This window comes from Nocardia salmonicida NBRC 13393, assembly GCF_001613085.1.
Lineage (GTDB): Bacteria > Actinomycetota > Actinomycetes > Mycobacteriales > Mycobacteriaceae > Nocardia > Nocardia salmonicida.
On sequence record NZ_BDBR01000034.1, the window covers coordinates 1 to 13,627 of the forward strand.

Sequence of the window (13,627 nt, forward strand, 5' to 3'; positions counted from 1 at the left end):
ACCCTGACCGGCCACCTGATGGGCGCGCAGGAGCAGCCGACCGAGCTGTACAAGGTCGGCCTCGGTTCGGTGCGTTTCCTGATGGCCGTCGGCGACCTGTTCATCGGCTGGATGCTGCTGAACCAGGCCGAGATCGGGCTGACCGCCCTCGACAACGGCGCCACCGGCTCCGACGTCGCCTTCTACACCGGCAAGGTCGCCTCGGCGCAGTTCTTCGCCCGCAACGTCCTGCCTGAGCTGACCGCCACTCGCGCGATCCTCGCCAACCTGGACAACGACATCATGGAACTCGACGAAGCAGCCTTCTGAGCGAAGCTGCGGAACTACAGGATTCGCCGATGAATGAACTGTTCAACCATGTACACCACATCTGCCTCGTAGTAGCGGACGTCGACAATGCAGTCGCCTTCTACGAAAGTATCGGGATAGGTGGCTGGCATAACTACCCACAGCTGTCACAGTATGACAACGACGAGCTCAACGTACCCGATCGACGGGCGTTCCTCGAGCTGCGATACGTCTACACCGACGCCGTCGACGGGCTGCAGATCCAACTGGTCGAGCCAGGCCCCGGCGACACCCCACAGCGGCGGTTTCTGGAGAGAACCGGCGGCGGCGTCTTCCACGTGGGATTCGCGGTGGACGACGTCGACACCGCTACCAGAACAGCTGGCGGAGCGGGGATCCCGGTCCTGATGTCCGGTCGGCGCGACGACCGCACAGGCTTCACCTACCTCGATACCGCCAAACGAGCGGGGGTAGTTCTCGAGCTTCGGCGCTGACGCCGCACGGCAGCGATAGTTAGAACATGTTCTAGTATGTAGGAGTGGATGTGGGATACGAGACGACACTGAAGGAAGTGCACACCGATAAGGGGGTTCTGCGCTATCACGAGGCCGGTGACGGTCCGCCGCTGATCTTGCTGCACGGCTCGGGTATCGGCGTCAACGGCTGGCGCAACTTCGGCGGGAATCTGGCAGACTTCGCCGAGGACTTCCACTGCTACATCCTCGAATTCCCCGGATTCGGGGCGAGCGATCCCGTGCCTGGAGCTCATCCGGTTCTCACTGCCGTCGAGTCGGTATCGAGATTCATGGATGCTCTCGACATCGAGTCCGCCGCGATCGTAGGCAACTCGATGGGCGGCGTGGTAGGCGCGATGCTCGCACTTGCACACCCCGCCCGGGTCGACAAGCTGGTGGCGATCGGCGGTCTCGGCACAAATATCATCAGTCCCGGACCGAGCGAGGGCACGCTGTTGCTACGGGAGTTCGCCGACAACCCTAGTCGGGAGGCGCTCGTACGCTGGCTGAACTGCATGGTGTACAACCGGGAATTGGTCACCGAGGAACTGATCGAAGAACGGTGGAAGGCCGCATCCGAACCCGAGGCACTGAAGACCTTGCAGTCGATGTATGGCTCGAAAGCTGCTGCGCTGCAAGAACAATCACAGGCGCAATCGAAAACCCCACCGTACTGGGCCATGCTGCACAAGGTCGAGTGCCCGACTCTCATGCTCTGGGGCGCTGACGACCGACAATGCCCCCTTGATATGGCCCAACTCCCCCTCCGCCTTATCCCCCATGCAGAGCTTCACGTCCTCCCTCACTGCGGCCACTGGGTATTCGCAGAAGCCAAACAGCCCTTCCAGCGAATCACCAAGGAATTCCTCGAGCGCTAGCTCTGGTCATCATCGTCAACCCGGTCGAGTCGGCGTGGTGGCCGCGGCGAGGACCTGGCAGACCATGTGCGGGTTAACCGACATAGAGGCCGTGAGGCGGTTTCTAGGGGTCGCCGCAACACCGCTGGTGTTAGGCGGTCAGTAGATCACGCAAACGCTCGGCTGGGGTATCCCAGTCGAGCGTTTTGCGTGGTCGGTCATTGAGTTGCGCAGCGACATGTTGAAGGTCCTCGGGTCCGTAGATGCTCAGGTCGGTGCCTTTGGGGAAGTACTGACGCAAAAGCCCGTTAGTGTTTTCGTTGGTGCCCCGCTGCCAAGGACTGGCCGGGTCACAGAAATAGACGGCCATGTCGGTGGCCATCGAGAACTGTTTGTGCCGAGCCATTTCGCTGCCCTGGTCCCAGGTCAGCGACCCGCGTAAATGTGCGGGCAGGGTCGAGATCGTACTGATCAGGCCATCACGGACCGATTCGGCATCGTGGCCGCAGGGCAGGTGGACCAGCATCGTGTAGCGGGTGGTCCGCTCGAGCAGTGTGGCGATCGCGGACTTGTTGTATTCACCGGTGATCAAGTCGCCCTCCCAAGTCCCTGGCACCGCACGGTCTTCGATTTCAGCCGGCCGGTCGCTGATCATGACCATCTCGTCGATGAACCGGTGCGTGCGCTGGTCGCACGTTCACTGCAGTCGGCAACCGTCCTTGAAGTCGGGATGTGATGGTCGGTTTCACCGGCGTTGCCGATCGTCTCATGGTCGCGACACGCGCTCGACACCGTTGCCAACGACGTACGGTCGCCTAAAATTTGCCGGACATCGACATCGCAGCGGGAGGTCGCGTGGACAGCCGAGTTAAACGGCAGGTCCAGGGCTCTCCGATGCTGGTATGCGCGATGATTGCCACACTCGTCGCCGGTGACTCGGCCCACGTCCACCCCATCGCCAGCACCGAGCCGGAGGACTAGCGCGATGACAGCCTCGGAACAGACCGCGACCAAGAAGATGCCGTTGCTGACCTTGTCGGCGATGGTGGTCGGCTCCATGGTCGGTGCGGGCGTGTTCTCGCTGCCGCGCAACTTCGGCCAGGCCACCGGCGGATTCGGCGCGATCATCGCCTGGTCGATCGCCGGCACCGGAATGTTGATGCTGGCGTTCGTCTTCCAGACGCTGGCCGTGCGCAAACCAGACCTCGACGCCGGTGTCTACGCCTACGCAAAGGCCGGCTTCGGTGAGTACCTCGGTTTCTTCTCCGCGTTCGGGTACTGGGCGAGCGCCTGTGTCGGCAACGTCAGCTACTGGGTGCTGATCAAGTCCACCCTCGGGCAGGTGCTGCCCATCTTCGGCGAGGGCAACACCGTTCCCGCGGTGCTGCTGTCGACGGTGTGCATCTGGGCGTTCCATTTCATGGTGCTGCGCGGGATCCAGGAAGCCGCCACCATCAACCAGATCGTCACAGTGGCAAAGCTGGTGCCGATCCTGGTGTTCATCGTGGTGCTGCTGTTCTTCTTCGACCCCGCTGTGTTCGCGGACAACTTCTGGGGTGGCGACGCGTATTCCGAATCGCTGGTCGAACAGGTGCGTTCGACCATGTTGGTGACAGTCTTCGTGTTCCTCGGCATCGAGGGTGCGAGCGTGTACTCCAGGTACGCGCGCAAGCGCGAGGACATCGGTCGCGCCACCGTGCTCGGATTCCTCAGCGTGCTGGCTATTTTCGCGTCAGTGACCATGGTGTCGTTCGGCATCATGCCGCGTGACGAACTCGCCGTGGCGCAGCAGCCGTCGATGTCGCCGGTCTTCGAATCGGCCGTCGGCACCTGGGGTGCCTGGTTCATCAGTATCGGACTGATCATCTCGGTCCTCGGCGCCTACCTGGCCTGGACGCTGATGGCCGCGGAGGTGTTGTTCGTGGCGGCGAAAGACCGGGACATGCCGTCGTTCCTGGCCCGGGTCAACCTCGCGAATGTGCCGGTGGTCGCGCTGATCTTCACCACCGTATTGATCCAGATCGTGCTGGTCACGACGCTGTTCTCCGACGACGCGTTCACCTTCACCCTCAAGCTGTGCAGTTCGCTGTCGCTGGTGCCGTACCTGCTGGCCGCGGCCTACGCGCTCAAACTCGCCTACACCAGGGAGACCTACGAGCGGATCCAGCCGGGCGACCGCACCAAAGAGCTCGTCATCGCCTTCGTCGCCACCTTCTACACCGCGTTCATGCTCGTCGCGGCCGGGCTCGAATTCCTGCTGCTGTCGTGCATCATCTACGCGCCCGGCACCATCTTGTTCGCCCTGACCCGCCGGGAGGCGGGCAAGCGGGTCTTCTCACCCTGGGAGGCAGTCATGTTCGCGGCGGTCGCCCTCGGCGCCGTCATCGGCATCGTCGGCCTGGCGACCGGCGCCATCTCGATCTGAGTCCGTCCGACCTTTCGAGGAGCAGAAATGACTGGAACCCCCGCCACCGCGTTCGGCGTCCATTCCGAAGTCGGCACGCTGCGCAAGGTACTGGTATGCGCGCCCGGCCTGGCACACGAGCGGCTCACTCCGACCAATTGCGATGACCTGCTCTTCGACGACGTGCTGTGGGTGCAGAACGCCAAACGCGACCACTTCGACTTCATGACGAAGATGCGCGATCGCGGCGTCGAGGTGGTCGAACTCCACAATCTGCTCGCCGAAACCCTCGCCGTGCCCGGCGCGAAGGACTGGATTCTCGACCGCAAGATCGTGGCCAACGAAGTCGGGCTCGGGCTGATCGACGACACCAGGGCCTACCTGGACTCGGTGAACGACCGCACCCTGGCGACCTACCTCATCGGCGGACTCGCGACCGCGGACCTGCCCGCCGAATTCCGTTCCGGTTACTTGGCGCTGGCGCGCGAACAGACCGGGGTCCGCGAGTATCTGATGCCGCCGCTGCCGAACACCCTCTACACCCGCGACACCACGTGCTGGCTCTACGGCGGCGTCACGCTCAATCCGCTGTACTGGCCCGCTCGGCACGACGAGACGCTGCTGATGGCCGCGATCTACGCCTTCCATCCCGACTTCACCGGAGCGAAAGTCTGGTGGGGTGATCCCGAACAGGATTGGGGGCTGGCCACTTTCGAGGGTGGCGACGTGATGGCGGTCGGCAACGGGGTTGTTCTGATCGGGATGAGCGAACGGACGTCCCGGCAGGCGATCAGCCAGGTTGCCGCGTCGCTGTTCGAAGTCGGTGCCGCCGAGCGCGTGATCGTGGCGGGGATGCCGAAGCTGCGCTCGGCCATGCACCTCGACACCGTGTTCACCTTCGCCGACCGCGACCTGGTCACGGTGTACCCCGACATCGTCTACAGCATCCACCCGTTCTCGCTGCGGCCCAGCGACCGCGCACCCGGTGTCGAGGTGGTCGAGGAGACCGCGCCGTTCCTCGATGTGGTGGCCGCATCGCTGAACCTGCCGAAGCTGCGGGTGGTGGAGACCGGCGGCGGCTACTACGCCAACGAACGCCAGCAGTGGGACAGCGGCAACAATCTGGTCGCCGTCGAACCCGGTGTCGTGTTCGCCTACGACCGCAACACCCACACCAACGCGGCCCTGCGCAAGGAAGGCGTCGAAGTGATAACCATCGTCGGCGCCGAACTCGGTCGCGGCCGCGGCGGCGGCCACTGCATGACCTGTCCGCTGATCCGCGACGCCGTCGAGTTCTGAGCGGGCCCGGAGGCGCAGCGATCAGCGTGGACGCACCTCGACCCGGTTGTCGTGGAACACCGCGCCGCCGCCGTCCGAATCCCGTTCGGCGACCGTAGCGTTGACGGTGGCGCCGCTGGTGATTTGGCCCAGCGCCCCTTCGTCGTGCCCGCGACGCCGGGGCAGACCCGGTTCCTGCCATGGACTCGAACGACCCGCGCGCGTGGGCACCAGGCGCCCCGAATGAACTTTCTGCTGAAGCCGTCGCGCTAATCCAGAGGAAGACCTGCAGGTCATCGTGTCCGACGAGCCGACCATTCCATTCAGCCCTGTCATCAAACGGTATCGATGCTTCGGTATCGAACGAACTGGACCCCGACATGCGCACCAGACCCGGTCGGCGGCAAGCCACCGTTCGTGTGATCCCATCGGAAACCAGATCCCGAGGTCTGCGCCGTCCGAGGGCGTGCACTCCGCACAGATCCGATCGATCATCTGACGCCGTTCCTTACGTATGCCGCCGGGCGCAGGCGCGATGAGGTCCTCGCGCATGACCTGTCTCCACCACGATTGCAAGGGGCTGGGGTCCGGCCGCAACACGAACGCAGTATCGATAGGCGGTGACGACTTGCCCGTAGCGGTGCGCAAGGACTTCCAGCAGCCGCCGGGGCGAGCTCGGACTGAGCCGCGGCCAGGGCGTCGAGGAGTTCGGGGTAGATCGGTAGCCAGTTAGTCAAGCCGGTCATATCGACGACGCGGCCGGTCACCGTATACGGTCTCGATTCGACCACGCTGATCGCTACACCGAGCGCCAGCCCTGCCGGATTAGTTCGGCCAACGCGAAAATCGTGCGCAGGCTATGGGAGCCACCACCCCGATCCGGGCATCGGTATACCCGCCCTGCAGAACAGGCTTTAATATCCCGATTCATTCAGCCGCAGTCGTCCTCGCGATGGCTTGACTGCGGTTGATCCCGGCATCACCCTGGAAATGCAGGGTCGATAATCCAGCGCTCTATACGAGGAGACGATGGAGCTATGTCCAGCAAACATCTATCTGAAGAGCCTCAATCCGAACGAGGAGCCAAAGGTTCGCGAGATACCGGGTCGGATACACCCGGCGCAGGAACGGCCGATCGCCCCGCCGGCACATTCGACCAAGAAGAAGTCACCTCGACTCGCGACCACAACGCGGCGGAAGAAGACATCGGCGGGACCGGGACGCGCCCTCCGGAAGACGCGGAACCGGCCATACCTCCCTATGAGGGCCGCCGAACAAGCGCCGAAGGAAGAATTACGAGCACCAGTGCGGGCGAAGGGACCGGCGCCGATACCGCAGGCGCTGTACACCCGGTGACCGATTCGAAGTTCAAAGGACCTGCCCCCGATAGCACCCCCGGGGGCGCCACCACCTCCCCAGCTGACGAGCAACCCGCATCGCGGGCCTCCGAAACCGAGGCCACGGACAAGGGCGTAGAGGAGGGCCACCACAGCGGCGTACGCAAAGCCGAGGACCGGCCGCGCGAATCCAGGTCGCAGTGACGCCGCGTTCAACGACGGAGAGTACGTGATCGCCCGACGTGCGTAGGTCCGAACTAGCGTGAGGCGGGAAAACACGAGCCGATGGCGTGCCACGCCATCGGCACGCAAGGCCGCCATCCATCCCCGGCGGCCAGGCTCGGGCCCGGTGATCCGGGGCCGAGCCGTGCGACTCCACTAAATCCAGCCGGTGCTCGTAGGCTGAGTCCAGCGCATCAGGCTGTCTCACAACGTGCGTCAGCGGGCGCGTCACCCCTACCGCACTTTCCCGCCCGCGCTTGGATCGCACCGGCCGAGAGCCCGAACTGAAGGTCAATGCCCCTGCGGGCGGTCTTTCACGCCGAACGCAGCAGGGGCGCCTGTTGACCGCCCCTACGGCCAGTTCCAGGCTTGGCCAGTGGCGATCCGCCACCCATCACCTTGTCCCACCAGGACTGCAACGGGCTGGGGTCGGGCCAGCGTAGCGACGTCAATTCTGGATCATCGTCGGAGTTGGTGGTGCGGGCAGGGCTGTGTTCGAGATCGTGGTTCATGAGCCGATGTCCTCGTGTCGATGCCGTCGAAATGAACGGTCGTAATCACGCTTGCCGCAGCGCGAGCGCAGTCGGTCTAGGCGGCGGTCTCCCTGCGCGCCGGTGGGAGGAACCTGAGGTCAGCACTTCGGCCAGCTCGTGGTGCACCTGCAGCCATTCGGTCAGCCCGGTGATGGTGACGATACGGTCCAGGACCGACGGCACCGGGGCGACCACGCTGACCTGTATGCCGCGGGCAGCGCCGAGTTGGGCGCGACGGGCCAAGTCCAGGGCCGATCCGCACCCAAGAAAATGGGCGTCACCGATGTCGACGGCCAGGCGCCCGGATTCCTCGGCCGCGGTGAGCGCGGTGTCGAGTATGTAGCGCCACCGGTTCTGGGTGTAGGCGTCGAGTTCGCCGTGCACGGTCAAGACCGTGATCGTGCTCAGCGAGTGCAGTTCCGCGCTCAGGCGTACACACGTATCGACGGGGTCACCATCGAGAACAGGAAAATATTCTTCAATGTCGCTGTATCGGGAATCCACGAGAAGTACGCCTCCTCGGGGCACCGGCAGGCCCCACTGCTGCTCGGTCGATCCTGTGCAGTCAAGATCGACTGACATTGCCCATTTCAGCACGTCGATTCCTGTTTGTCAGCGGTCGTGACGCTGCTGTTACCTGTGATTTCAGGCGTGTCCAAGTGGGGGCATTACTGGTCGCGGGGTCGGGCAGCGGCCCATCCCTCGGGGGTGCAGCCGGTGGCCATGAAGATCGTTCGGTGGCCGACTTCGACGGTGTGGTCGGCGAACCGCTCGTAGTATCGGCCCAGCAACGTCATGTCGACAACCATTGCCTTGCTGCTGTGCCCGTCGCAGGCGAGCACAGCGGTCAGCAGTTCATGGTGCAACCGGTCCATGGTGTCGTCCTCGGCATCGAACTGGGCGGCGTCCTCGGGGTCGCCGGAGGCCAGGACCGCGGCGGCGGCCGTCGCCATCGCTACTGCCGCCGCACCCATCCGGGCCACGATCGAGTGCATGGATTCTGGGACCGCGTGTTCCGGGTGTCGGCGGCGCGCGATGTCGGCGATGTGCTCGGTCAGGGCGCCCATTCTGTGCAGGTTGGCGACCAACTGGATCGCGGTGACTACTTTGCGAAGCTCGCCGGCCACCGGGGACTGCAACGCCAATAGCGCCACGGCAGTGTGTTCGCACTGATCGCGCAAAGTGTCGAGTTCCTGACAGATCTCGATAGCCCGCTCGCTCTGTTCCAGATCGGCGTTGAGTAGTCCACCTGTCGCCGCCGCGATGGCCGCGCGATCACGCAGACACATTGTGTGGAGCTGGTTTGCGAGCTGCTCGAGATCTTCATGGAAGCGTGTCCGCATAGCTCATCTTCGCCCATCAGGGTGTCGGAGGGCCCAGTCCTGCCGAGACCCATCGTGTCGCGCTGGTCGTTGCCGTGCCCCCCGTCACGAGTCGCGCCGGTCCTGCCTCGATAGCCGAGTACGGGAGGGCCAGTCGCTGGAGAAGTTGTGTGGCCGGTGAACTGACCGCTGGGAGTCCGGGGAGCAGTTCCCGATGCCACTTCCCTCACTCAGCCCGGCTGAATGGCGGGGTCGAGAACTATTTTGACGGCCCCGTCGGTCTTGTGCTGAAACATCTCGTACGCCTCGGGTGCGGATGCGAGCGGGAGCCGGTGGGTGGCAAAGGTTTCCACGCCGAGCGGGTCGTCATCGCCCAGCAACGGCATGATGTCCTCGGCCCATCGCTTGACGTTGGCCTGCCCCATCCGGAGTTGGATCTGCTTGTCGAACAGGACTCGCATCGGTAAGGGATCGAGCATGCCGCCATAGACGCCGACCAGAGATATCGTGCCGCCCCGTCGGACGATGTCGATAGCGAGCTGTAGCGCCGCCAAGCGGTCCACACCCGCGGTGTTCATCAGCTTTTCCGCCACCGCGTCCGGTAGGAGCGAGGCCGACCATTGCGCGGTGGCCGCGACCGGGGAACCGTGGGCTTCCATACCCACCGCGTCGATCACCGCATCGGTGCCGCGCCCGTCGGTGGCGTCACGGATGATGTCGGCGACCTTACCGCCTGCGGCGTCGAGGTCGATGGTCTCGACTCCGAATCGCGCTGCGCGAGCGAGCCGTTCGGGCACCCGGTCGACCCCGAAGATCTTCAGGCCACGCTGGGCTGCGATCCGGCAGGCCATATCGCCGATCGGGCCCAGACCCAGCACGGTGAGTGAGCCTCCCTCGGGCACCGCGGCGTATTCGACGGCCTGCCACGCGGTGGGGAGGACGTCGGACAGGTAGAGGAATCGGGTGTCGTCGGGCCCCGCGGGTACTTTGATGTGGGTGAAGTCCGCGTGCGGTACTCGCAGGTATTCCGCCTGACCGCCCGGGACCTGACCGTAGAGCTTGGAGTAGCCGAACAGTGCCGCGCCGCTGCCTTGTTCGCGCACTTGCGTCGTCTCACACTGGGTCATCAGACCGTGGTCGCACATATAGCAGTGGCCACAGCTGATCTGGAACGGAACCACGATGCGATCGCCGACAGCGAGGTCGGTGATCGCCGATCCGACTTCTTCGACGATGCCGATCGGTTCGTGGCCGAGTATGTCGCCTTCGCTCATGTACGCGCCGAGTACCTCGTACAGGTGCAGATCCGAGCCGCAGATCGCGGTAGAAGTGACCCTGATGATGGCGTCGGTGGGGGCCTCGATCTCGGGATCGGGCACCGTGTCCACGGCGACTTTACGTTTGCCTTGCCACGTGACTGCCTTCATCACTGCCTCTCCTGGTCGTCTGCGAATACTCGACGTCGGTACAGCTCGTAGATAGCGCCTACCCGGCCTTCGCAGGACCAATCCGGATGCGCGAGCCGGTTCGCCTGGCTCGAGCAATGTCCGCCGGGGTAGGTGGCAGATCCTGGGACTGTCCGGATCGCGGCGTCATAGGCGCTCGGAGATTCTCAGTCGACCGACCCCGGCCGGGGTCGGTCGCTCAGCTCACTGGTCGAGCGACTCACTCGGATGTGTCGGATTCCTGTTCGACTTCGTCTGCCGCGTCGCCCGAATTTCCTGATTTTCTGTCGACACCCGGCGTCCCGATACCAGCGAAGTCGGGTTCGATGTTCGGCGCCGATCCCGTCGCTTGCGGTGCCGAACCGGGGACGGCATCACGCTGCTGGGCGTCGGTGCCGGTGTTTTGTGTGGTGTCGGAGGTATCGTCGGCTGCGGTCATCGCTGTTCCTTCCTCATCGATGCGTAGTCGCTTCGAACTACCCCGAAGTCATGCAGGCAAACGAGCGCAGGCGGCAGGCCCGACGTCGGCGCGGTGTGCCGGGGTTGCGGCGATCACGGTGTTCGCCGGTTCTGTTGAATCCTCGTTGGGCTTGCGACACACATCACGATGGCCGGACGAAGTCGTCGCGTGCACGCCGGGTGCGCCCGAGCAGGGCAGCGATGAGGTCGACAACGAAAGTCCGTTTGCACATGAACCACGAACCGGACGAAGAACGGATATCGCACATGTCGAACAGCGCCCACAGTGCCGGTCGCAGAGTCGCGGCCGAGGTCACCGTGTCGATGGATGGATACAGCAGCACCGGATCCGACGACGACATGAGCTGGTGCATGGACCACATCCTGAGCGGGCAGAGCGAGCTCTACTACGAAGGCATCTGGCGCGGTGCCAGTACCGCGGTGCTCGGCCGCGTCAACTGGGAAGGCTTCACTTCGGTGTGGCCCGGCTTGACCGAGGACCCGACCAGCTCCGCCCGTACCCGCGATCTCGGCCAGTGGCTCGCCACTGCCGAGAAGGTCGTGTTCACCAAGACCTTGCAGCAGGCCGACCTCGACAAAACTGAATGGGGCAACGCCAGAATCGGTCGCGACCTCGAGACGGAGGTGCGCGCGCTCAAAGAGGCTCCGGGCCGCGACATCCTGGTTCTCAACAGCGCCAGCATCATTCAAGGCCTACTCGGTGTGGGTCTCGTTGACGACCTCTACCTGACTGTTGTCCCCACAACCCTGGGCGGCGGCCTACGACTGTTCCCCGACGACTTCGCATCGAGTTGGCACCTTGCCGCCGCTACCACATTCCCTGGCTCCAGTACCGTTTCGCTGCACTACTACCGGGCCTGACAACCGCGGGCTCGGCAGCGGTTGGCCATCTGTTCCCAGGTGAGCAATACCGTTGTGGCGCTGGTGTTTCCAATTCGGAAGCCCGGAATCGTCACCGCATCAAGATTCTTCGACCGGTTCCGGTTTGTTCGTCTCCACGACGGTCAACCCTTCATTCATGACCAACTCACGGAATCGGACACCGAGGACGCCGAGCATGGATTTGACCAGCACAACCCTCGTGTTGGCGACCGGCGTGTTCTTCCTGATGGGTCTGGCCGCGTTGACCGGGTCGCTGACCGTAGCCTTCTTCGGCGCCGTCAGCCTGGGCGCGGCGATGACGATGTCCTCCAAAATGCTGGGCCTCAACGGCCTGTAGTGCACCTTCTCCCACCGTTGAGCATTTCGAACGCCAGGAGCTGATCCGCATGCCCACCACCGCCGCCCGCCCCACCTACGAACACGCCGAACCCTTGTTCGAACACCTGGCGCTGACCGACCCGAACAGCCCCGAACACGACGCGCTGCGCGAGGAAATCATCGAGATCTGCCTCCCGCTGGCCGAGAACGTCGCCCGCAAGTACGCCGGCCGCGGTGAAGTATTCGACGATCTGCTCCAGACCGCACGTCTCGGCGTAGTCATGGCGGTCGACCGCTACGACGTGAGCACCGGATCACCGTTCCTGGGTTTCGCGGTCCCTACCGTCATGGGTGAAGTACGCCGACACTTCCGCGACCACATCTGGCCGTTGCACGTGCCGCGTCGCGAAAAAGAACTGCAGGGCAAGGTCAGAGTGATGACCGACGAGCTGACCCGTCGACTGCACCGCTCCCCCACCGCCGAAGAACTCGCGACCGAACTCGATGTTCCGATCACCGATATCGCCCGAACCCTGGTCGCGGCCAACGCCTTCCAGACACGAAGCCTCGACACCCCCGCACGCGACACCGATGGCGATCCCAGCATGACGATCGCCGACACCTTCGGCGACGAAGACCCCCGCTTCCAACTGGCCGAAGACACGATCACCGTCGCGCCCTTGTTGGCGCAGTTGTCGGCCGACGATCAGCAGCTGCTGATCTGGCGGTTCTACGACACCCTCACCCAAGGCGAGATCGCCGAACGACTCGGTATCTCCCAGATGAGCGTGTCTCGCAAACTCGGCAGACTGCTGGGTGATCTGCGTGCCCAGACCACCGACGACCACCTCGCGCCCGCGGCTTGAACTTCCACCATCGTCTGCACGGTCTTACCCACCTCGCAGTCCGTCCGCCCCACTTGTGAGTCGGCAACGAGCTGTCTTGTCGTTCGGTTGCCAGTCCGCGGGCTCGCGGGCATCGAATATCAGATGATTCGGCATCGCTGCGAATGTCGGGTCCTCCGTTCGCGGCCCGAGAGAAGCCAGCCGCTCTTCAATCGGTATCGGGCCGCGACCGGAATGAATGCCCGGTTCACGCCGGTGCCTCGTGGGGCGGGCGGTGAAGCGGGCGGGACAGCTTTCGATTCTCCAGGAAGTTCATAGCCTGCTTTGTGCCCCATCTACCTCGCGTCCGCGGCCAACCTTTCAGTGTGTCGACCGCCAGCCTCGTCACCAGGGCGCCGGGAAGTGTTGCAGCGCAGTTGAGCCGAACGAAGGCGCCCCTGAATTCGTTCAGACAGGGGTGGCTCGTTGCGCGTTACTTGAACGCCGCAGCTTCGCCCATGCTTGAAGCGCAACCTATGAGAATCGCGGAAACGAACGCTACGCTCCCATCGGGCTCCGACACGTCCGAGGTGATCAACCCGACGACCGCGGCGATGGCCATTTCTCCACCACATGCGTTCAAGACGACGAACAACAAACTCATGACCGCCCCTCCCCAAAGGCGTTGCGGGATCTGCCGCCCCCCGTTCATCCTGGTGTTTCCGGGGTGCGGATGGGCCAATGGCTCACAGTTGCGCAACATTTCGCAACATTCTTCCGTCGCGGTCGCCCCTCATCCTAGCGTTATGGCCACGCCGCCGATCCGACGAGCAGTCACGGCGCCGTGGGCGCTCACTTCAACACCCTCGAGGAGACTGCACAGCCGATGAACGACACGACCCGCCGCGTGCCCGACGACCTC

The 13,627-nt window shown here is 64.0% G+C and carries 16 protein-coding genes and 1 pseudogene; 8 read left to right on the top strand and 9 right to left on the bottom strand.

The features are described from left to right. The 3 genes from NS1_RS27675 to NS1_RS27685 all read left to right on the top strand — a co-directional run. A partial coding sequence (locus tag NS1_RS27675; protein WP_169812845.1) for an acyl-CoA dehydrogenase C-terminal domain-containing protein occupies positions 1–309 on the top strand: 309 nt, incomplete at its 5' end. A 29-nt stretch (positions 310–338) separates the two neighbouring features. Continuing rightward, on the top strand, positions 339–782 hold the full coding sequence (locus NS1_RS27680; protein ID WP_062989160.1) for a VOC family protein: 444 nt from the start codon (positions 339–341) through the stop codon (positions 780–782). Between the two features lie 44 nt (positions 783–826). Beyond that, a complete protein-coding gene (locus NS1_RS27685; protein WP_062989162.1) occupies positions 827–1,681 on the top strand; it encodes an alpha/beta fold hydrolase in 855 nt (284 codons plus the stop codon). A 130-nt stretch (positions 1,682–1,811) separates the two neighbouring features. Here the strand turns inward: NS1_RS27685 and NS1_RS27690 are convergent. Then, positions 1,812–2,345: pseudogene (locus NS1_RS27690) on the bottom strand (IS30 family transposase); the annotation flags it as partial. Positions 2,346–2,645: 300 nt separating this feature from the next. Between NS1_RS27690 and NS1_RS27695 the strand changes: the two are divergent. Both NS1_RS27695 and NS1_RS27700 read left to right on the top strand, forming a co-directional pair. Beyond that, positions 2,646–4,085, top strand: a complete 1,440-nt coding sequence (locus tag NS1_RS27695; protein ID WP_062989164.1) for a basic amino acid/polyamine antiporter — start codon at positions 2,646–2,648, stop codon at positions 4,083–4,085. Between the two features lie 27 nt (positions 4,086–4,112). Then, complete coding sequence (locus NS1_RS27700) at positions 4,113–5,363, top strand: arginine deiminase (RefSeq protein WP_062989166.1); 1,251 nt, start codon at positions 4,113–4,115, stop codon at positions 5,361–5,363. A 21-nt stretch (positions 5,364–5,384) separates the two neighbouring features. On the opposite strand, the gene NS1_RS27705 is transcribed toward NS1_RS27700, so the two are convergent. From NS1_RS27705 to NS1_RS40995, 7 genes are all read right to left on the bottom strand, one after another. Then, positions 5,385–5,573 carry a hypothetical protein gene (locus NS1_RS27705; RefSeq protein WP_062989168.1) on the bottom strand — a complete coding sequence of 63 codons (189 nt, stop codon included), beginning with the start codon at positions 5,571–5,573 and terminating at the stop codon, positions 5,385–5,387. A 1,642-nt stretch (positions 5,574–7,215) separates the two neighbouring features. Further along, the gene (locus NS1_RS27710; RefSeq protein WP_062989170.1) at positions 7,216–7,413 is read right to left on the bottom strand and encodes a hypothetical protein; all 198 of its coding nucleotides are present in this window, start codon (positions 7,411–7,413) and stop codon (positions 7,216–7,218) included. 45 nt (positions 7,414–7,458) lie between these two features. Further along, positions 7,459–8,016 (bottom strand): STAS domain-containing protein, encoded by a 558-nt coding sequence (locus NS1_RS27715; RefSeq protein ID WP_062989172.1) that lies wholly within the window; start codon positions 8,014–8,016, stop codon positions 7,459–7,461. A gap of 86 nt (positions 8,017–8,102) precedes the next feature. Beyond that, positions 8,103–8,777, bottom strand: coding sequence for a phosphate signaling complex protein PhoU (gene phoU, locus NS1_RS27720; RefSeq protein ID WP_062989174.1), 675 nt, complete (start codon positions 8,775–8,777; stop codon positions 8,103–8,105). Positions 8,778–8,986: 209 nt separating this feature from the next. Continuing rightward, entirely contained in the window at positions 8,987–10,183 is a 1,197-nt protein-coding gene (locus NS1_RS27725; protein WP_062989176.1) for a zinc-dependent alcohol dehydrogenase, read from the bottom strand. A 238-nt stretch (positions 10,184–10,421) separates the two neighbouring features. Next, positions 10,422–10,640 carry a hypothetical protein gene (locus NS1_RS27730; protein WP_062989178.1) on the bottom strand — a complete coding sequence of 73 codons (219 nt, stop codon included), beginning with the start codon at positions 10,638–10,640 and terminating at the stop codon, positions 10,422–10,424. A gap of 163 nt (positions 10,641–10,803) precedes the next feature. Next, positions 10,804–11,034: a hypothetical protein gene (locus NS1_RS40995; protein WP_169812844.1), complete on the bottom strand. Its 231-nt coding sequence runs from the start codon at positions 11,032–11,034 to the stop codon at positions 10,804–10,806. On the opposite strand from NS1_RS40995, the gene NS1_RS27735 reads away from it, so the two are divergent. From NS1_RS27735 to NS1_RS27740, 3 genes are all read left to right on the top strand, one after another. Then, positions 11,021–11,542, top strand: a complete 522-nt coding sequence (locus tag NS1_RS27735) for a dihydrofolate reductase family protein (RefSeq protein ID WP_255284717.1) — start codon at positions 11,021–11,023, stop codon at positions 11,540–11,542. The two genes, NS1_RS40995 and NS1_RS27735, sit on opposite strands and share 14 nt — an antisense overlap. Positions 11,543–11,738: 196 nt before the next feature. Then, entirely contained in the window at positions 11,739–11,900 is a 162-nt protein-coding gene (locus NS1_RS40320) for a hypothetical protein (protein WP_157125417.1), read from the top strand. 49 nt (positions 11,901–11,949) lie between these two features. After that, positions 11,950–12,747, top strand: a complete 798-nt coding sequence (locus NS1_RS27740; protein ID WP_062989180.1) for a SigB/SigF/SigG family RNA polymerase sigma factor — start codon at positions 11,950–11,952, stop codon at positions 12,745–12,747. 451 nt (positions 12,748–13,198) lie between these two features. On the opposite strand, the gene NS1_RS27745 is transcribed toward NS1_RS27740, so the two are convergent. After that, positions 13,199–13,369: a hypothetical protein gene (locus tag NS1_RS27745; protein ID WP_157125418.1), complete on the bottom strand. Its 171-nt coding sequence runs from the start codon at positions 13,367–13,369 to the stop codon at positions 13,199–13,201. Positions 13,370–13,627 lie beyond the last annotated feature (258 nt).